The 19028-nt window shown below is 77.9% G+C and carries 17 protein-coding genes; 12 read left to right on the top strand and 5 right to left on the bottom strand.

The window, feature by feature from the left end; translation table 11 throughout:
• Nucleotides 1–30 precede the first annotated feature (30 nt).
• Nucleotides 31–261, bottom strand: a complete 231-nt coding sequence (locus tag KRAD_RS06205; protein ID WP_157873504.1) for a hypothetical protein — start codon at nt 259–261, stop codon at nt 31–33.
• Between the two features lie 135 nt (nt 262–396).
• Here KRAD_RS06205 and KRAD_RS06200 point away from each other — a divergent pair, with 135 nt between their 5' ends.
• The 9 genes from KRAD_RS06200 (at nt 397) to KRAD_RS06160 (ending at nt 7397) form a co-directional block, all read left to right on the top strand.
• Nucleotides 397–1083 (top strand): metal-dependent transcriptional regulator, encoded by a 687-nt coding sequence (locus KRAD_RS06200; RefSeq protein ID WP_041291934.1) that lies wholly within the window; start codon nt 397–399, stop codon nt 1081–1083.
• Nucleotides 1084–1094: 11 nt separating this feature from the next.
• A complete protein-coding gene (locus tag KRAD_RS06195; RefSeq protein WP_012084677.1) occupies nt 1095–2063 on the top strand; it encodes a ribokinase in 969 nt (322 codons plus the stop codon).
• Nucleotides 2064–2079: 16 nt separating this feature from the next.
• A complete protein-coding gene (locus tag KRAD_RS27465; protein ID WP_012084676.1) occupies nt 2080–3087 on the top strand; it encodes a Gfo/Idh/MocA family protein in 1008 nt (335 codons plus the stop codon).
• Between the two features lie 9 nt (nt 3088–3096).
• Complete coding sequence (locus tag KRAD_RS06185; RefSeq protein ID WP_012084675.1) at nt 3097–3534, top strand: nitroreductase family deazaflavin-dependent oxidoreductase; 438 nt, start codon at nt 3097–3099, stop codon at nt 3532–3534.
• Nucleotides 3535–3697: 163 nt separating this feature from the next.
• The gene (locus KRAD_RS06180) at nt 3698–4102 is read left to right on the top strand and encodes a hypothetical protein (RefSeq protein ID WP_012084674.1); all 405 of its coding nucleotides are present in this window, start codon (nt 3698–3700) and stop codon (nt 4100–4102) included.
• Nucleotides 4103–4136: 34 nt separating this feature from the next.
• A complete protein-coding gene (locus KRAD_RS06175) occupies nt 4137–4811 on the top strand; it encodes a histidine phosphatase family protein (RefSeq protein WP_012084673.1) in 675 nt (224 codons plus the stop codon).
• Entirely contained in the window at nt 4811–5434 is a 624-nt protein-coding gene (locus KRAD_RS06170) for a nucleoside/nucleotide kinase family protein (protein ID WP_012084672.1), read from the top strand. Before KRAD_RS06175 ends, KRAD_RS06170 begins: the two co-directional genes overlap by 1 nt.
• Before the next feature lie 128 nt (nt 5435–5562).
• The gene (locus KRAD_RS24020; RefSeq protein ID WP_012084671.1) at nt 5563–5964 is read left to right on the top strand and encodes a hypothetical protein; all 402 of its coding nucleotides are present in this window, start codon (nt 5563–5565) and stop codon (nt 5962–5964) included.
• Between the two features lie 35 nt (nt 5965–5999).
• Entirely contained in the window at nt 6000–7397 is a 1398-nt protein-coding gene (locus KRAD_RS06160; protein WP_012084670.1) for a threonine/serine exporter family protein, read from the top strand.
• Here KRAD_RS06160 and KRAD_RS06155 read toward each other — a convergent pair.
• Nucleotides 7381–8352 (bottom strand): MsnO8 family LLM class oxidoreductase, encoded by a 972-nt coding sequence (locus KRAD_RS06155; RefSeq protein WP_012084669.1) that lies wholly within the window; start codon nt 8350–8352, stop codon nt 7381–7383. The two genes, KRAD_RS06160 and KRAD_RS06155, sit on opposite strands and share 17 nt — an antisense overlap.
• 75 nt (nt 8353–8427) lie before the next feature.
• Between KRAD_RS06155 and recC the strand changes: the two genes are divergently transcribed.
• Genes recC through recD form a run of 3 tightly spaced genes read left to right on the top strand, consistent with a single transcriptional unit; the run spans nt 8428 to nt 17179 of the window.
• Nucleotides 8428–11904, top strand: coding sequence for an exodeoxyribonuclease V subunit gamma (recC, locus tag KRAD_RS06150; protein WP_012084668.1), 3477 nt, complete (start codon nt 8428–8430; stop codon nt 11902–11904).
• A complete protein-coding gene (locus tag KRAD_RS06145) occupies nt 11901–15278 on the top strand; it encodes a UvrD-helicase domain-containing protein (RefSeq protein ID WP_012084667.1) in 3378 nt (1125 codons plus the stop codon). Before recC ends, KRAD_RS06145 begins: the two co-directional genes overlap by 4 nt.
• Nucleotides 15275–17179, top strand: coding sequence for an exodeoxyribonuclease V subunit alpha (recD, locus tag KRAD_RS06140; protein ID WP_012084666.1), 1905 nt, complete (start codon nt 15275–15277; stop codon nt 17177–17179). Before KRAD_RS06145 ends, recD begins: the two co-directional genes overlap by 4 nt.
• Here recD and KRAD_RS06135 read toward each other — a convergent pair.
• From KRAD_RS06135 to KRAD_RS06125, 3 genes are read right to left on the bottom strand one after another with little or no spacing between them, the layout of a single operon-like run.
• On the bottom strand, nt 17127–18011 hold the full coding sequence (locus tag KRAD_RS06135; protein ID WP_012084665.1) for a hypothetical protein: 885 nt from the start codon (nt 18009–18011) through the stop codon (nt 17127–17129). The two genes, recD and KRAD_RS06135, sit on opposite strands and share 53 nt — an antisense overlap.
• Entirely contained in the window at nt 18008–18466 is a 459-nt protein-coding gene (locus KRAD_RS06130; protein ID WP_012084664.1) for a hypothetical protein, read from the bottom strand. The genes KRAD_RS06135 and KRAD_RS06130 overlap by 4 nt, the downstream gene beginning before the upstream one ends.
• Nucleotides 18463–19026, bottom strand: coding sequence for a toprim domain-containing protein (locus KRAD_RS06125; RefSeq protein WP_041291932.1), 564 nt, complete (start codon nt 19024–19026; stop codon nt 18463–18465). Before KRAD_RS06125 ends, KRAD_RS06130 begins: the two co-directional genes overlap by 4 nt.
• Nucleotides 19027–19028 lie beyond the last annotated feature (2 nt).

Below are 19028 nucleotides of genomic sequence, written 5' to 3'. Positions count from 1 at the left end.
ACCGGGGTCACCCCCGGCGGGGGAGGCGGTTCAGCGCGTGGCGGGGAGGGGTCCCGCCGGGCCCGCCGGGGCGGGCCCGAGGTCGGGTGCGGGGCCGGTGCCGCGACGCAGCCCGACCGCGCCGCGGACCCCCCAGGCCAGGCCCAGGACGACGGCCGCGACGGCCTCCAGGGGACGCCCGCCGGCTCCGGCCGCGACGGCCGCCACGAGGAGCGCGGCGCCGAGCACCACGTCCGCCACGTTCACCCACGTCCGACGCACGACCGTCTCCCCTCGCTGGACCACCCGCTGCCCGCCGGCGGATCCCCGTCGGCGTCCACGATTTCGGTGCACCGAAATCGTAACCTCGGTGCTGCGGTACCGCTACCCCGGACCGGGGAGTGGCAAACTCGGGCCGTGCCCCGCCCCTCGACCACGGCTGCCGCCACCCCGGCGGCGGAGGACTGCCTCAAGACCGTCTACGCGGCCGGGGAGTGGTCGGACGCGAAGATCACCCTCTCGATGCTGGCCCAGACCATGGGGGTGTCCGCCTCCACCGCCTCCGAGGCCGTGCGCAAGCTCACCGACGCCGGCCTGCTCCGCCACGAGCGCTACGGCGGGGTGGAGCTGACCGAGGAGGGACGCACCCGGGCGCTGGCCGTGGTGCGCCGGCACCGGCTGCTGGAGACCTTCCTCGTCGCCGACCTCGGCTACTCCTGGGACGAGGTCCACGAGGAGGCCGAGGTGCTCGAGCACGTCGTCTCCGACCGGATGCTGGACCGCCTCGACGCCCGCCTCGGCCACCCCGAGCGCGACCCGCACGGCGACCCCATCCCGCGTCCCGACGGCACCGTCCCCCGCCCCGGCGCGCACAACCTCTCCGACGTCCCCGAGGGCGGCACCGGCGTCGTGGCCCGCATCTCCGACGCCGATCCCGACGTCCTGCGCTACTTCGCCGAGCTCGGCATCGGCCTGGACCTGACGGTGGAGGTCCTGCAGCGCAGGGGGTTCGCCGGGACCACCGTGGTCCGGCTGGGCACCGGGCGCGAGGTCGACCTCGGCGACCCCGCCGTCGCCGCCATCTGGGTCCTGCCCGTCCGCTGAAGGAGTCCCCCGTGAACGACAGCCCCCTCGACCGCGACAGCCCCCTCGACCGCGACAGCCACGGCCGGCCCCGCGCGGAGAAGACCCACGACGTCACCGTCGTCGGCAGCGTCAACGCCGACCTCGCCATCCGCCTCGACGAGCTCCCGCCGGCCGGCCAGACCGTGCGCGGCTCCGACGCCGAGCGCGGCCTCGGGGGCAAGGGCGCCAACCAGGCCGTCGCCGCGGCCCGCCTCGGGCGCAGCGTCGCCATGGTCGCCGCCGTCGGCGACGACGACGAGGGGCGCGGGCTGCGCGCGGCGCTGGCCGCCGAGGGCATCGACGTCGGGCACGTCGCCGCCCTCGACGTCCCCACCGGCGTCGCCGTCGTCCTCGTCCACGGCGGGGAGTCCACGATCGTGCTGAGCCCCGGGGCCAACGACCGGATGGACGAGGCCCGCGTGCAGGGGGCGCTGGCTGCCGTCAGCACCGCCCGCGTGGTGCTGCTGCAGTGCGAGGTCCCCGACGAGGCGCTGGTGGCCGCGGCCCGCCTCTGCACCGGCCTGCTGGTGCTCAACCCCGCCCCGGCCCGCCCGCTGCCCCCCGAGCTGCTGGCCCGCGCCGACCTCCTCGTGCCCAACGCCGGCGAGCTGGCCGTCCTCGCCGGGGAGCCCACCGCGCGCGACGTCGAGGGGATCGTCGCCCAGGCCCGCCGGGTCCGCCCCGCCGGGACCACGATCGTCACCCGCGGCGAGCACGGCTCCGTCGTCGTCACCCCCGGCGGGCACGCCGAGGTGCCGGCCGTCCCCGCGCGGCTGGTGGACGCGACGGCGGCCGGCGACAGCTTCGTCGCCGCGCTCGCCGACGCCCTGCTCGAGGGCGCCGGGTTGCTCGACGCCGCGCACTGGGCGGCGCGGGTCGCGGCGGTCACCGTGAGCCGTCCGGGTGCGTCGCAGTCGCTGCCGCGCAAGGCTGACGTCCCGCAGGAAGCACCTGCCTGAGGTCGAGGGGGACCACGTGAGCGTCGGTTGGGGTTTCGTCGGGACCGGGGGCATCGCCCGCACGGTCGCCCGGGCGCTGGAGCTCGCCCCCGGGGGGCGGCTGGTGGCGGTGGCCTCCCGGGACCTGGACCGGGCCCGCGGCTTCGCCGCCGACCAGGCCGCCCCCGGTCCCGTCACGCCCTACGACGACGTGGCGGGGCTGCTGGCCGACCCGGCCGTCGACGCCGTCTACGTCGCCACCACCCACCCCCAGCACCACGCCCCGGCGCGGGCGGCGCTGCTGGCGGGCAAGGCCGTGCTCGTCGAGAAGCCGATGACGGTCAGCCTCGCCGCGACCCGCGACCTGCTCGACCTGGCCCGCGAGCGGTCGGTGTTCTGCATGGAGGCCTACTGGACGCGCTTCCTGCCCGGCACCCTCGCCCTGCTGGAGACCGTCGCGCGCGGGGACGTGGGGGAGGTGCTGGGGGTGCACGCCGACTTCGGCTTCCCCGCGCCGGAGTCGCTGCACCGCTTCCACGACCCCGCCATCGGCGGGGGGTCGCTGTTCGACCTGGGGCCCTACCCGGTCGGCCTGGCCCTGACCCTGCTGGGGACCCCCGACCAGGTGCGGGTGGCCGGGTCGCTGGGGCCGACGGGGGTGGACCGGCAGGTGGCGCTCGCGCTGGGCTGGCCCTCCGGCGCGGTCGCGGCGCTGTCGACGACGATGGCCGCGCGCACCCCCTCGCGGGCCTGGATCGAGGCCAGCGAGGGCTGGATCGAGGTCCACGCCCCGCTGCCGGCCGCCCCCGGCTTCACCGTCCACCGCTTCGGCCTCGACGGGCAGGAGCACGTCGAGGTGCACGACCACGCCGTGGCCGACGGGCACCGGTTCGTGCTGGAGCACGTCCACGAGTGCCTGGCCGCGGGGCTGACCTCCAGCCCGCTGGTGCCGCCGCGGTTCAGCCTGGACCTCGCGGGCGTGCTGGAGGAGGCCGTGGTGGGTCTCGGGGTGTCCCGGGCGGTGGAGGTCCTGGACGCGGATTAGCGTGCGGGCATGCCGTTGACAGGAGAGTACGAACCGAGCCCCGAGGCCTGGGTCCGGGAGCAGGTCGAGAAGTACGAGGCGTCCGACGGGAAGGAGGCGGGCGACCTGCGGGGGATGCCCGTCATCGTCCTGACGACGAAGGGCGCGAAGTCGGGGAAGCTGCGCAAGCAGGCCCTGATGCGCGTGGAGCACGGGGGCAGCTACGCCGCCGTGGCCTCGCTGGGCGGTTCCCCGAAGAACCCCGTCTGGTACCACAACCTCAAGGCCAACCCGCTGGCCGAGCTGCAGGACGGCGCGGTCAAGAAGGACTACCTGGCCCGCGAGGTGACGGGCGAGGAGAAGGCGCTGTGGTGGGAGCGCTCCGTCGCGGCCTACCCCGACTACGCCGACTACCAGCTGAAGACGGAGCGGGAGATCCCGGTGTTCGTCCTGGAGCCCGTGGAGTGAGCTGAGCGGACGGGCGGTGAGCGTCGTCGTCCGGACGGCCCCCGGCGGGGTCACCCGGACGGCGACTGCTCCATCCGGGTGACCGGGTCTCAGGTCCGGCCGTCCCTGGGTGACACTGGGAGTCACATAGCAACCACGGCAAGTGACAGGACGGGAGACGACCATGCGACTCGGAACGGTGACCTCCGCCCCGGCGGTGCGCAGCGCGACCCGCCTGGACGGCGTGGAGTCGGTGACGCCGGTCCGGCGCATCACCCCGGAGTGGATCGACGAGGACCCGCTCGACGAGCTGACCCAGTCCGACCGCGCCCTGCTCGGCCACCTCTACGGCGCCGACGGGGACGAGGGCGTCGGCGCCACCCAGATCTCCTCCCTGGCGCGCGAGATCAACCGCGAGCGCGCCAGCGGGATGGTCTCCGGGTACCGCGACCTGACCGCGGAGGACCTGCGCCGCATGATCGGGCGGCTCACCTTCACCGCCAAGGAGCCGGTGCCCGTCGAGGTGCAGCTGCGGCTCATGACCCTGCTCAACGGCAGCACCCACGGCCGGCTCGACGTCGTCCTCTGAGCCGCCGCCGCGGCGGCTCTGACAGGCTGGGGCGGTGCGCCTCCACCTCGTCCGCCACGGCCAGACCCCCTCCAACGTCGAGCACCTGCTCGACACCGCCGTCCCCGGCGCCGACCTCACCGAGCTCGGCCGGGCGCAGGCCGACGCCCTCGTCGCGGAGCTGGGGGAGGGGGGCGTGGGGGCGATCAGCGCCTCGCCCCTCGTCCGCACCCAGCAGACCGCCGCCCCGCTGGCCGCCCACCTCGGCCTCGGCGTCGCCGTCCTCGACGGGCTGCGCGAGATCGAGGCCGGCGACCTGGAGATGCGCGGCGACGAGGCCTCGGTGCAGCGCTACCTGGCCGTCGTGGCGGCCTGGCTGCACGGCGACCTCACCGTCGCCGAACCCGGGGCCGAGGACGGGCGCACCTTCTTCGCCCGCTACGACCGCGCCGTCGCCGACGCCGTCGAGGCCGCCCGCGCGCAGGGCGTCGACACCCTCGTGCTCGTCAGCCACGGCGCCGCCATCCGCACCTGGGCCGGGGCCCGGGTGGGCAACCTCTCCGCGGGCTTCGTCATCGCCACCGGCCTGGAGAACACCGGCGTCGTCACCCTCACCGGCACCCCCGAGGACGGCTGGACCTGCGAGCGGTGGGCGGGTGCCGTGCTCGACCCCGTCGCCGCCGAGGCCGCCGGCGAGGGCCCGGCCGCCGAGCCGGGACCGGTGTTCTGATGAGCACTCCCCCCTTCGAGGACCTCCTCGAGCGCGCCCGGGCCATGACCACCGGACCTCGGCGGATCCTCGGCCTCGTCGGCGCTCCCGGCTCGGGCAAGTCGACCCTGGCCGCCCGGCTGGCCGGGGCCCTCGGCCCGCGGCGGTGCGTCGTCGTGCCCATGGACGGCTACCACTACGCCGACGTCGTGCTGGAGGCCCTCGGGCGCCGGGACCGCAAGGGCGCCTCCGACACCTTCGACGTCGGCGGCTACGTCTCGCTGCTGCGCCGGCTGCGGTCGGGGGAGGAGGCCGTCGTGCACGCCCCGGAGTTCCGCCGCGAGATCGAGGAACCGGTCGGTTCGGCCCTGCCCGTGCCGCGCGAGGTCCCGCTGGTCCTCACCGAGGGCAACTACCTGCTGCTGCGCGAGGGGCCCTGGGCCGCGCTGGAGGGGCTGATCGACGAGACCTGGTACCTGGAGCCGCCGGAGGAGCTGCGCCTGGAACGCCTCGTCGCCCGCCACGTCGCCTTCGGCAAGGACCCCGCCGCCGCGCGGGCCTGGGCCCTGGGCAGCGACGCGGCCAACGCCCGCGTCATCGCCGCCACCCGCGAGCGCGCCGACCTCGTCGTCACCCCGTCCTGACCCGCCCCCGGGCGGGGGCACACGATCTCCACAGCACCTCCAGAGGTCCGGACCCGCCGACGTGCAACGGGCCGGCGCCCCGCTGCGTCCCACCTGCTGACCGTCGATCGACCACGGAGGTTGGACCCATGCCCCGCCGCAGCACCGTCCGCACGCTCCTCGCCGTCCCCGCCCTGGGGGTCGCCGCCGTCGCCGTGCTCAGCCCGGTGACCGCGAACGCCGGCACCCCGGCCGCTCCGGGGACCGCGCCCGAGACCGCCGTCCGGGCCGCGGTGAGCGCCAGCCCCGCCGTCGCCGGGGTCCCGGCCGGCGACTACGCCGTCACCGACGTGCGCGTCGCCGGCAGCGACCCCGCGTGGGCGGCCGCGGCGCTGGAACCCACCGCCGCCGGGGCCGGCACCCTCGACCCCGCCACCGCCGTGCTGCAGCGGGTCGGAGGGACCTGGCAGGTCGTCGACCTCGGCACCGCCCAGGTCGGCTGCGACCTGGTCACCCCCGTGGTGCGGGACGAGCTCGCCCTGCTCTGCTGAGCGGGCCGGCGCCACCGGTTCGGTAGCGTCGGGGCGTGCTCGCCCTGCGTACCGCCGGACGCCTGCGCTCCCGGCTGGCCGAGGTCATCGCCGGGGAGGCGTCACCGGTCCCCGACCCCCTCACCGAGGGCGCCCTGACCCGGGACGACGTCCTCGACGTCCTGGACGCCATGGTGCGGATGAGCGAGGCGCTGCTCTCCGCCGGGGCGTCGGCCGCCGACGTCACCGCCCTCACGCTGCGGGCGGCGGCCGGGTCCGGCCTGGTGCACACCCAGGTCGACATCACCTTCACCGCCGTCATCGTCTCCACCGCCGGCCCGGACCGGCAGCCGCTGACCGCCGTGCGCGTCGTCAGGCTGCGCGCCACCGACTACGCCCGCCTCTCGCGCCTGTACGAGCTGGCCCACGCCGCCGCGGACGGCATGCCCCCGGCGGAGATCACCACCCGCCTGAAGCGGCTGCTCTCGCAGCGGCGCCCCTACCGCGGCTCCGTCTCCACGCTGGGGGCGATGGGCCTGGCGGCCTCCGTGGCCGTCCTCCTCGGCGGGAGCTGGGCCGTCGCCCTCAGCGCCGCCCTGGTCACCGGCTTCCTGCAGGTGCTGCTGCTCGCCGCCAACCAGCGCGGCCTGCCCGCCTTCTTCCAGCAGGTCGCCGGGGCGGGTCTGGCGACGACCTTCGCGCTGGCCCTGCTCGTCTGGCAGCCGCACCTGCCGGGCTGGGTGGGGCCGCTGCCGCCCTCGCTGGTCGTCGGCTCCGGCATCGTCGTGCTGCTGGCCGGGTGGTCCCTCGTCGGCTCCGCCGAGGACGCGATCTCCGGGTTCTACGTCACCGCCGGGGCCCGGGCCTTCGAGACGGTCCTGCTCACCACCGGCCTCGTGCTCGGCATCGCCGGCGTCCTCGACCTCGGCCAGCGGGCCGGGATCACCCTCAGCCTCAGCTTCTCGCCCGGGGAGGCCCCCGCCCTCCTCGTCCAGGTCCTCGCCGGGGCCGCCTGCGCCCTGGCGTGGGCGGTGTCCGGGTACGCCGACGGGCGGGCCGTGCTGCTCGCCGCGCTGGCCGGGGCGACCGCGACCGCCGCCGCCGGGACCGGCGCGATCCTGGGCCTGGGACCCATCGCCTCCGCGGGCGTCGCCGCCCTGCTCGTCGGGTTCCTCGCCGAGGGGACGGCGTGGCGGTGGAACGTCCCCGGGCTCGTCGTCTCGATCTGCGGCATCGTGCCGCTCCTGCCGGGGCTGGCCATCTACCGGGCCATCTTCGCCCTGGTCGGCGGGTCCACCTCGGTCGGGCTGACGCAGCTGATCTCCGCCGTGGGGACCGCGCTGGCGCTGGCCGCCGGGGTGACGCTGGGCGAGTTCTGCTCCCAGCCGCTGCGGCGGGAGTTCGACCGCATCGAGCAGCGCGTGCGCCGCCGCTCCCTCAGCCGGCGGTTCTGAGCCCGCCCCCCAGCCGCGCGACCAGCCGCGCCAGCCGGGTGTCGGCTTCCGCCTCGGCCGCCTCGTCGTGCAGGGTCGTCGCCACCATCAGCTCCACCGCACCGGTCCGGTCCACGAGGTCCGCCAGGCGCTGCGCGACCTCCGCCTCGTCGCCGAGCACCGCCGAGGCCAGCGTCGTCTCGACGTCGGCGAGCTCGCGGGCGCTCAGCTGCGCGGAGGCCGCCTCGGCGGGGCTGGGCAGGGGCGGGAACTCCCCGCGGCTGCGGGTCCGGGCCAGCGCCACCGCCTGCGGCAGCAGCTCCCGCCGGGCCTGCGCGGCGGAGTCGGCGACGAGGACGTCGAGGGAGGCGGTGACCCGCGCCCGTCCCGGCGGGCTCTCGGCCCGGTAGCGGGCCAGCGGGGCGGGCTCGGCCAGCAGCGGCCCGGCCACCACCACGGGCAGCCCGAACCGGGCGGCGGTGCCCAGGCCGTTCCCGGTGGCGAGCAGCCACACCGGCGGCGCCGGCGCGGAGGGCCGCAGCGTCAGCGGGCCGCGCCCGTGCAGCCAGTCCAGCAGCTCCGCCAGCCGGTCCTCGAAGTCCTCGGCGCTGCTCGCGCCCAGGGCCCGGCGCACCGGGGCGGTGAACCCCAGGGACCGCCCCACGCCGACGTCGACGCGGCCCGGGTGCAGGGCCGACAGCGTCGCGAGCTGCTCGGCGACGACGAACGGGACGTGGTTGGGCAGCATGACGCCCGCCGCCCCCACGCGGATCCGCGCGGTCGCGGCGGCGACCGCGGCCATCAGCACCGTCGGCGCCGACCCCACCGCGCCGGGCACCGCGTGGTGCTCGGCCACCCAGAACCGGTGCAGGCCGAGCCGCTCGGCGTGGACGGCGCGGCGCAGCGTCGCCCGCAGCGCGTCGGCGTCGTCGCGCCCGGTGCGGGTGCGCGAGCGGTCGAGCAGGGACAGCAGCACCGCGCCAGCACACCACCCCCCGGCACCGCGCGCACCACGCGCGGCGGTGTCGGCGCGGTCGGGTAGACAGGGCCCGTGCTCCACGTCCACCGCTCCGAGAGCGCGAACACCCTGGTGACCGCCCTCGCCGGCCTCCTGCGCGACCCCGCGCCGGGCGCCGACCCGTTCGCCCCCGACGTCCTCGCCGTGGGGGCCCGCGGCACCGAGCGGTGGATCGCGCAGCGGCTGTCGCACCACCTCGGCGCCGGCGACCCCGCCGCGGGCGGCGGGGACGACGGGATCTGCGCGCGGGTGGACACCTCCTCCCCGGCGCACCTGCTCGACGGGGTCCTCGCCGCGGCGCTCGAGCGCACCCGCCCCGGGACCGGCGACGCCGTCGAGCGGTGGGCGCCGTCGTCGCTGACGTGGGACGTCCTGGAGGTCCTCGACGAGATCGCCCCCGCCGACGGCGGCCCCGCCCCCGACGGGCGCCCGGAGTTCGCCCTCCTGCGCCACCACCTGCGCCACCACCCCGGCGACGACGGCCCGGGCGGCCCGGGGGGCCCGGGCACCCCGCCCGTGCGCCGGACGGCCGCCGCGGCCCGGGTGGCGGGGCTGTTCGCCCGCTACGGCGCGGCCCGCCCGCAGCTGCTCGCGGACTGGGCCGCCGGGCGCGACGACGCCCCCGGCGCCCCGCTGCCCGCGGACCTGCGCTGGCAGCCGGAGGTGTTCCGCGCCGTGCGCGAGCGCGTCGGCCTGCCCGCGCCCGCCGAACTGCTCGACGACGCCTGCGCCGCCCTGCGCACCGACCCGGCCCTGAGCGACCTCGGGCCCCGCCTCGCGGTGTTCCTCGTGACCCGCCTGGCCACCAGCCGGCTGCGGGTGCTGTCCGCGCTCGCCGAGCACCGCGAGGTCCACCTCCTCCTCCAGCACCCCAGCCCCGCGCTGTGGGACGCCACCGCCGCGGCGCTGCGCACGGACCCGGGACCGCGGCGCGCGGCCTGGGCGGCCCACGCCCCCGGCCGCCACCCGCTGCTGCGGTCCATGGCCCGCGACGTGCGGGAGCTGCAGGTGCGCCTGGCCCACGCCGCCCCCGGGCACACCGACGTCCACCACCCCGCCCCGGAACCGGCGCCCACCCTGCTCGGGACCCTCCAGGCGGCCCTGGCCCGCGACGCCGAGCCCGCCCCCGGGCCGGACCCGGGGGACCGCTCGGTGCAGGTGCACGCCTGCCACGGCCGCGCCCGGCAGGTCGAGGTGCTGCGCGAGGTCGTCCTCGGCCTCCTCGACGCCGACCCGACGCTGCAGCCGCGCGACGTCCTCGTCGCGTGCCCCGACGTCGAGACCTTCGCCCCGCTGGTCTCGGCCGCCTTCGCCACCGACTCCCACCCCGGCGGGGGGCTGCGGGTGCAGGTCGCCGACCGCTCCGCGCTGCGGACCAACCCGCTGCTCGGTCTCGCCGTCCGGCTGCTGGGGCTGGCGCAGTCGCGGGCCGGCGCCACCGAGGTCCTGGACCTCGCCGCCGCCGCCCCGGTGCGCCGCCGCTTCGACCTCGACGACGAGGACCTCGAGCAGCTGCGCGAGTGGACCGTCGCCGCCGGGGTGCACTGGGGCCTCAGCGCCCGCCACCGCGGCGCCTGGCAGCTCGGCTCCCTGGACCAGGGGACGTGGCGGGCCGGGCTGGACCGCCTCCTCGTCGGGGTCGCCGTCGGCGGCGCCGTCGAGGACGACCTCGTCGGGCGCACCGGGGAGGACGGGCTGCTCGGCGCGGTCGTCCCGCTGGCCGACGTGGAGTCCAGCCGCATCGACCTCGCCGGCCGGTTCGCCGAGCTCCTCGACCGCCTCGACGCCGCCGTCACCCGCCTGCAGGGCCGGCACGGCGTCGCCGCCTGGTGCGACACGCTCCTCGACGCCGTCCTCGACCTCGCCGACACCGCCCCCGAGGACGCCTGGCAGGTCGCGCAGCTGCGCCGGGAGCTCGGCGTCGTCGCCCACGACGCCGCCCGCGCCGGGACCGCGCGGGTCGGCCTGACCGACGTCGCCGCCACGATCTCCGAACGCTTCGCCGCGCACCCGCAGCGGGCGAACTTCCGCACCGGGGCCCTCACCGTCTGCACCCCCGCCCCGGTGCGCGCCGTCCCGCACCGCGTCGTCTGCCTGCTCGGCATGGACGACGGCGCCTTCCCCCGGGCGGGCGGCCCCGACGCCGACGACGTCCTCGCCCGCGACCCCCACGTCGGCGACCGCGACCCGCGCGGCGAGGACCGCCAGGTCCTGCTCGACCTCGTCCGCTCCGCCCGGGACGCCCTCGTCGTCACCTACTCCGGGCGCGACGTCCGCACCGGGGCGGTGCTGCCGCCCGCGGTGCCGGTGGGGGAGGTCCTCGACGCCCTGGAGGCCGCCCACCCCGGGGTGCGCGCGCGCATCGAGGTCCACCACCCCCTGCAGCCCACCGACCGGCGCAACTTCACCCCCGGGGCCCTGGGCACCGACGGGCCCTTCAGCCACGACGGCACGGCGTTCTCCGGAGCCGACGCCGGGCACCGCGAACCCGCCCCCGTCCCGCCGTTCCTGCCCGCGGCCCTGCCGCCGGCCCCCGCCGCGGACCTCGACCTCGACACCCTCGTGCAGTTCCTCCAGCACCCCGCCCGGGGGTTCCTGCGCCAGCGCCTCGACGTCGCCTCCGCCACCCGCGAGGAGGAACCCGACGACGCGCTCCCCGTGCAGCTGGACGCCCTGCAGAAGTGGGCGGTGGGCGACCGCGCGCTCGCGGCCCGGCTGCGGGGGGTCGCGGCCCCCGAGGTCGTGCGGCTGGAGGGCGCCCGCGGCGGCCTGCCGCCCGGGCCGCTGGGGGTGGCGGTGCTGCGCGAGGTCGGCCCGGTCGTCGACGCCATCGCCGGGGTCGCCGCCGAGTTCGACACCGCCCCCCCGCGCAGCGTCGACGTCGAGCTCGACCTCGACGTCCCCGGCGTCGGGCAGCTGCGCCTGACCGGCAACGTCCGCGGGGTCCGTCCGGTGCGCGGCGGGGGCCGGGCCACCGGCGAGGTCGCCGTCACCACCGTCTACTCCCGCATCAAGGGCAAGCAGACGCTGCGGGCCTGGGTCGAGCTGCTCGCGCTGTCCGCCGCCCACCCGGGGACGGAGTTCCGGACCGTCCTCGTCGGGCGCGGGGACCGCGGCAGCACCGGGTTGCTGACCCTGGGCCCGGTGCGCTCCGACGCGGCCCGGGACCTGCTGGTGGACCTGCTGGAGCTGCGCGCGGTCGGGCTGCGGTTCCCGCTGCCGCTGCCGGTGGACACCGCCGCGGCGTGGGCGCAGGAGGCCTGGCGCGGGCGCGCCCCCGACGCCTGCCTGCGGGCGGCGCGGCGGGCCTGGACCTCGGACTTCTCCTTCGACAAGGAGGACCGGCAGGAGGAGAACGTGACCGTGTGGGGTGCGGAGCGACCCGTCGAGCACCTGGTGCGGTGGGAACCGCCGACGACCCTGCCCCCGGGCGTCCCGACCACGTTCGAGGGGTTGGTGCGCCGGGTGTGGGAACCCCTGCTGGGGGTCCAGCGGATGGACGAGCGGTGAGCGCCGCGACCCCGGCCCCGGCGGTCTTCGACCTCGCCGGCCCCCTGCCGGTCGCCACGACGGTCCTGGAGGCCAGCGCGGGGACGGGCAAGACGTACACGATCGCGGGGCTCGTGACCCGCTACGTCGCCGAGGGCGTCGCGACCGTCGACCAGCTCCTCGTCGTCACCTTCGGGCGCGCGGCGACCGCGGAGCTGCGCGACCGGGTCCGCGAGCGGCTGGTCGCCACCCGCGACGCCCTGGCCGACCCCGCGTCGGCCCGCCGCTCGCGCGACGCGGTCCTCGCCCACCTGGCCGCCGACGACGCCCGCGCCGCCGAGCACCGGGCCCGGCTCTCGGAGGCGCTGGCCGGTTTCGACACCGCCACCGTCGCCACCATCCACGAGTTCTGCCGGCAGGTGCTCACCAGCCTCGGCACCGCCGCCGACGTCGACCCGTCGGCGACGCTGGTCGAGGACGTCGACGACCTCGTCGAGGAGGTCTGCGACGACCTCTACCTGCGGTTCGCGGTGCGTCCGGGGGCGGGGGTCCCGCCCTTCGACCGCCCCACCGCCCTGCGCATCGCCCGCGCGGCCGTCGACCGGGCCGACGCGCGCATCGAGCCCCCCGACACGCTGCCGGGGTCCCCGGAGAACCTCCGGGTGCGCTTCGCGCTGGGGGTGCGGCGCGAGGTCGAGGCCCGCAAGCGCTCCCGCCGCGTCCTCGGCTTCGACGACCTCCTGACCCGGTTGCGCGACGCCCTGACCGACCCCGTCGCCGGCCCGGTGGCCTGCGAACGGCTGCGCCGCAGGTACTCCGTGGTCCTGGTGGACGAGTTCCAGGACACCGACGCGGTGCAGTGGGACGTCCTGCGGACCGCGTTCCACGGGCAGGGGCCGCTGGTGCTCATCGGCGACCCCAAGCAGGCGATCTACGCCTTCCGCGGGGCCGACGTCCGCAGCTACCTCGACGCCGCCGGGGTCGCGGGCACGACGGCCACGCTGAGCACCAACCACCGCAGCGACCCCCTGGTGCTGGCGGGGACGGCCGCGCTGCTGCGCGGCGCGGCCCTGGGGGAGCAGCGGATCGTGGTGCGCCCCGTCGACGCGGCCCACGCCGCGGCGGCCCTCGTCGACGGCTCCGGCGCGCCGGACCCGGCCCCGGTGCGGGTGCGGGTGCTGGAGCGCGACGGGCTGCCCACCACGGGCAGGGGGCTGCCGCCGGTCGGCGAGGCGCGGGCCGTGGTGGCCCGCGACACCGCCGCCCAGGTCGTCGCGGTGCTGCGGGAAGGGCTGCGGGTCCGGCCCCGCGACGGCGGCGAGCGCGACCTGGAGGCCGGGGACGTGGCCGTCCTGGTCCGCACCGGCGCCCAGGCGGCGCTGGTGCAGGAGGAGCTGCGCCGGCGCGGGGTGCCCTGCGTGCTCTCGCGCGGCCCCAGCGTCTTCGCCACCCCCGCCGCCCAGGAGTGGATCTCCCTGCTGGAGGCGGTGGAGCAGCCGCACCGGGCCCCGCGGGTGCGCCGGGTCGCGCTGTCCAGCTTCGTGGGGCGCAGCGCCGCCGAGCTCGACGCGGCGGGCGACCGGGCCACCGACGAGCTCTCGGTGCAGCTGCGCGAGTGGGGCGCGGTGCTGACCGAGCGCGGGGTGGCGGGGGCGTTCGCCGTCGTCGGCGAGGCCCACCGGCTGCCGGGACGGCTGCTCGGGGTCGAGGGCGGTGAGCGCCGCCTCACCGACCTGCGCCACATCGCCGAGGTGCTGCACCGGGAGTCCGCGCTCAACCCCGGCGGCGGGGTGTCGAGCCTGCTGTCGTGGCTGCGCGCCCGGGTCGAGGAGGCCGCCGGGGACGCCGACCGGGAACGCTCCCGGCGCCTGGACACCGACCGCGCCGCCGTCCAGATCGCCACCGTGCACACCAGCAAGGGCCTGGAGTTCGAGGTGGTGTGCGTCCCGTTCGGCTGGGACGCCCCCGGCGGGGGCGGGTCCAAGGACCGCCTTCCCGTCGCGCACGCCCCGGACGGGCCGCGCGCGCTGCACGTCGGGGGGCCGGGCGCCCCCGGCTACGCCGCCGCCTGCCGCGCCGCCGACACCGAGGACCTCGGGGAGGAGCTGCGCCTGCTCTACGTCGCCGTCACCCGCGCGGTGTCCCGGCTGCTGGTGTGGTGGGCGCCGAGCCAGAACACGGAGGAGGGGGCGCTGCACCGCCTCCTGCTGGCCGAGGACCCGCTGGCGGTGCCGGAGTCGCTGCCGGTGCCCGGCGACGAGGTCCTGAGCTCGCGCCTGGCGTCGCGGTTCCCGGCGGGGGGGCCGGTGGCGGTGGAGACCGTCCCGCTGCGCACCCCCGAGGACCGGCTGCCCGCGGTCGCGGCGCCCGCCGCGCACCTGGCCGTCGCCCGGTTCCGGGGCGCGGTGGACCTCGGCTGGCGGCGCACCTCCTACAGCGGCTTGACCCGCGGGGTGCACGACGGCCCCGGCGCCGGGCACGCGGTGCTGGCCGGACCGGAGGTCGACGTCACCGACGACGAGGTCGACCTCGACGCGGCCGGGGCCACCGCCGCCGACGACGACCCGCGGGGGTGGCGCGCGACGGTCTCGCCGATGGCCGACCTGCCCGCCGGGACGGGGTTCGGGACCCTCGTGCACGCCGTGCTGGAGGGCTTCGACCCCGCCGTCCCCGACCGGACCGCCCACCTGGCGGCGCTGGCGCGCGAGCAGTTCGACCCGCAGCCGGCCGAGGACCTCGCCCTGGCCCTGGGGCCCGTGCTGCGCACCGGGCTCGGGCCGCTGGCCGGCGGGGCCGCGCTGGAGGGGTTCCCCGTCGCGGACCGCCTCGCCGAGCTGGACTTCGAGATGCCGCTGGCCGGGGGCGACGCGGCGGGACCGGCGGGGCCGCGGGTGGGTGACGTCGCGGGCCTGCTGCGCCGGCACCTGCCCCCGGGGGACCCGGTGCACCGCTACGCCGACGCCCTGGAGGACCCGGTCCTGGGGGAGGAGGGGCTGCGGGGGTACCTCACCGGCTCCATCGACGCCGTCCTGCGCCGGCGCGAGGGCGGGTTCCTCGTCGTGGACTACAAGACCAACCGCCTCGGGGCGCCGGGGGAGATCCTCACGGCCTGGCACTACCGGCGCGAGGCCCTCGACGAGGCGGTGCTCGCCGCGCACTACCCGCTGCAGGCCCTGCTGTACTGCGTCGCGCTGCACCGGTTCCTGCGCTGGCGCCAGCCCGGCTACGACCCGGCCGTGCACCTGGGCGGGGTGCTGTACCTGTTCCTGCGCGGGATGTGCGGGCCGGAGGTGCCCGCCGGCGAGGACGGGGTGCCGCCGGGGGTGTGGTCGTGGCGACCGCCCGCCGGGCTCGTCGTGGACCTGTCCGAACTGCTCGCCGGGAGGACCCCGTGACCACCCCCACCACCTCGACCGGCGCCCCGGCGGCCGCGGCCACCGCCGCGGTCCCGGGGGCCGACCCCGCGGACCGCTCTGCGCACCGGGCCCGCGGGGCGAGCGGTCTGCTGCGGGAGTTCAACGACCTCGGCCTGCTGCACGCCGCCGACGTCCACGTCGCCCGCCGCCTCGGCGCGGTCACCGGCGAGGACGACGAGCGCGTCCTGCTCGCCGTGGCCCTCGCGGTGCGGGCCGTGCGCCACGGCTCGGTCGTCCTGCACCTGCGGCAGGTGCCCGAGACCGTCGTGCCCGAGGACGTCGAGGACTCCGGGGCGGTGGGGACGGTGGCCGTGCGCTGGCCCGACCCCGAGGAGTGGCTGGCGGCGCTGCGGCGCAGCCCGCTGCTGGTCGAGCACGCGCCCGGGGAGACCACCGGCCCCGCCGCGCCGCTGCACCTGGTCGGCGACGGGCTGTGGCTGGACCGGTACTGGCGCCAGGAGCTCGCCGTCGCCGAGGACCTGCGCGCCCGCAGCGCCGCCGTCGCCGGGTACGACCCCGCCGCGGTCGACGCGGTGCTGGACCGGCTCTGGCCCGGGGGCCTCGCCGACGACCAGCGCACCGCGGCCGCGGTGTGCCTGGCCCACGGGGTCTCCGTCCTCGGCGGCGGGCCGGGCACGGGCAAGACCACGACGGTGGCCCGGCTGCTCGCCGCCGTCCACGCCCTCTCGCCCGGCCCGCCGCGGGTGGCGCTGGCGGCCCCCACGGGCAAGGCCGCGGCCCGCCTCACCGAGGCCGTCGTGTCCGCCGCGGGCACCGACGGGTTCACCGACGACGAGCGGCGCTTCCTGCGCTCCACCACCGCCTCCACCCTGCACCGGCTGCTGGGGATCCGGCCGGGGTCCGTGCGGGCCCGCTACGACGCCGAGCACCGGCTGCCGCACGACGTCGTCATCGTCGACGAGGCCTCGATGGTCGGGCTGGGGGTGATGGCGCGGCTGCTGGCGGCGCTGCGGCCCGGGGCGCGGCTGGTGCTGGTGGGCGACCCGCAGCAGCTGGCCTCGGTCGAGGTCGGCGCCGTCCTGGCCGACCTCGTCGCCCCGGCCGAGCGCGCGGCCCCCGGTGCCGCGCCCGCGGTCCCGCACGGGGTGGCGCTGCTGCGGCGGACCCACCGCTTCGCCGACCGCGGGGGGATCGCCGCGATCGCCGCGGCCGTGCGGCGGGGGGCGGCGGAGGAGGTCGTGGACCTGCTGCGGGCCGGCGGACCGGACGTGGAGTTCCTCGAGGTCCCCGACGAGGAGCTCGTCGCGGGCGCCGCGCTGGAGGCCGTGCGCGCCGAGGTGCTGCGCCGCTCGGCCGCCGTCGTCGAGGCCGCCCGCGCCGGGGACGCCGCCGCCGCCCTCACCGCCCTCGACGCCCACCGGACGCTGTGCGCGCACCGGCGCGGGACCCGCGGGGTCTCGCACTGGAGCGCGCTGGCCCAGCGGTGGGCCGTGGAGGACCTCGGGGTGCAGCCGCGCACCGACGGCCGCTACGTCGGCCTGCCCGTCATCGTCACCGCCAACGACCCCGGCGTCGGGGTCTTCAACGGCGACACCGGGGTCGTGCTGGACCGCGACGGCACCCTGGTCGCGGCGATCGCGCGCGGCGCGGGGCCGCTGCTGGTCCCGCTGGCCCGCCTCGCCGCGGTCGAGCCCGTGCACGCCATGACCGTCCACCGCAGCCAGGGCTCCCAGTTCGACGTCGTCACCGTGCTCGCGGCCCCGGAGCGCTCCCCGCTGGCGACGCGGGAGATGTTCTACACGGCGCTGACCCGGGCCAAGGTGCGGGTGCGGGTCGTGGGCTCGCCCGAGGCGGTGGCCGCCGCGGTCAGCCGGCCGCTGGCGCGCGCGACGGGTCTCGCCGAGCGGCTGCGGGGGTGAGGACCCCGCGCGGGCGCGGCAGCCGTTCCAGCGGCAGGAACGCCGCCCAGCACACGACGGTGGGCAGGAAGTGGATGCCCAGGGTGAGGTAGGTCGAGAGGTGGAACAGCAGCACCGCCCCCACCGCGAGCGCCAGCCACCGCCCCCGCAGCCACAGCGCGACGGGCGCGCAGAACTCGAAGACGAGCACGACCCACTGGACGACGACGAGGAACTGCGGGAAGCGGCCCACCCAGTCGCCCAGCGCCGAGCCGCGCCGGGTCACCGCCCACACCGTCACCGCCCCGTTGGCCCACGCCCACGGGGTGCCGCTGCGCACCCACTTGCTGACCGCGGACCCGCAGTACGTCATGACCGTCGCGACCTGCACGCAGCGCAGCGCCCACCCGGCGCGCCGGGAGGGCCGCAGGTCGTCGAAGTCGGCCCGCCCGGCGGTCAGCAGCACCACCGCCGCCACCACGATCGCCATGTGGTCGTGGGCGACGTAGCCGAACCCCATCGACCACAGCACCCACGCCAGGTACCCCAGCGAGCTCAGCCAGCCGGCCAGGTACCGGGTCCGCGGCACCAGCACCAGCAGCACGCCCAGGACCATCGCCGCCAGGGCCAGGCCCGCCGTGAGCGCGGTCGGGGCCGGCAGGTGCAGCAGCCGGCCCAGCAGGGTGGGGCGCCAGAACTCCGGCACGTGGACGTGGGGGAGGACGTGGTTCGTGAGGAGCGTCGCGTCCAGCACGGCGAACACCGCCAGCAGCAGCCGCAGCCACGCGACCCGGGCCCGCGGCAGCGCCGGGACGAGGAACGCGGCGACGGCACCGGCGGAGGGCGCGGTCACCGCGCGCTCCACGTCGCCAGGACCCGCACCTCGGTGGGCCCGACGAGGCGGGCGTCTCGCAGCCGCTGCTCGCTGCGCACCAGCCGCAGCTCGCTGAGGGCGGGGGCGTCGGGGTGCAGCCGGGCGCGCGAGCGGGCCAGGACCCCCAGCAGGCCGGGGTCGGCGATGATGCGCTGGCCCTGCGCCTCGACCTCCGCGCGCGACATCCCGATCGAGGCCGGGCTCAGCGGCACCGGCACCACCCGGCCGTCGAGGGTGGTCCCCTCCAGCGAGGTGCTGACGACGCTGCCGTCGGCGGCGCGCGGGGTGGCGTACTGCGACAGCGATCCCAGCGGGAACCAGTCGTTGGTGTCGGCGACCTGGCCCGCGAGCAGCACCAGTACCCCCAGTCCCAGGACCCCCGCCCGCCACCCCACCTGCGGTGCCGACAGGTCCGTCCCCTCGCGCTGGATCACACCGGGGATTCTGGCGGAGAGACCGCCGGTGAGGAGGCGAACACGCTGAGCAGCACGGCGAGGTCGGGCGGGAGGTCCTCGCGCCGGGCCGCCCGGGCGGCCGCGGCGTAGGCGCGGGGGTCCTTGGCGCCCAGGCCGGACCCGGTGCGGGACAGGGCCCGCAGGAACGAGGGCCACCCGCCCAGCGCGGTCTCCAGGTCCACCGGCAGCACGTGCACGACCGTCCCCCGCAGCTGGTCCAGGAGGCGCTCGCTGCCGCGGTGGGCGCGGTGGTGGTGGGTGTCGGCGTCGAGGACGACCCCGGGCACGCAGCCCAGGGCGCGGGCGACGGCCACCGCCAGCGGCAGGACGTGCTTCCCCCCGGCGGCCACCACCGGGGGGTCCAGCAGGGCCGAGAACACCGCGACGTCGGTGGGTCCCTCGACGAGCAGGGCCCGCGGTGCGGCGGCCACCGAACGCGCGAAACCCGCCGGCAGCGCGGTGTGCGCCAGCCGGCGGGCTCGGTTCGTGCTGATCGACAGGGAGGCGGCGACGCGGGCCACCGCCTCCTCGTCGATCACGA

The organism is Kineococcus radiotolerans SRS30216 = ATCC BAA-149 (genome assembly GCF_000017305.1).
In the GTDB taxonomy this organism is placed as follows: Bacteria; Actinomycetota; Actinomycetes; order Actinomycetales; family Kineococcaceae; genus Kineococcus; species Kineococcus radiotolerans.
Note: the sequence above shows the minus strand (reverse complement) of the source record. Positions and strands in the feature narration are given on the sequence as shown.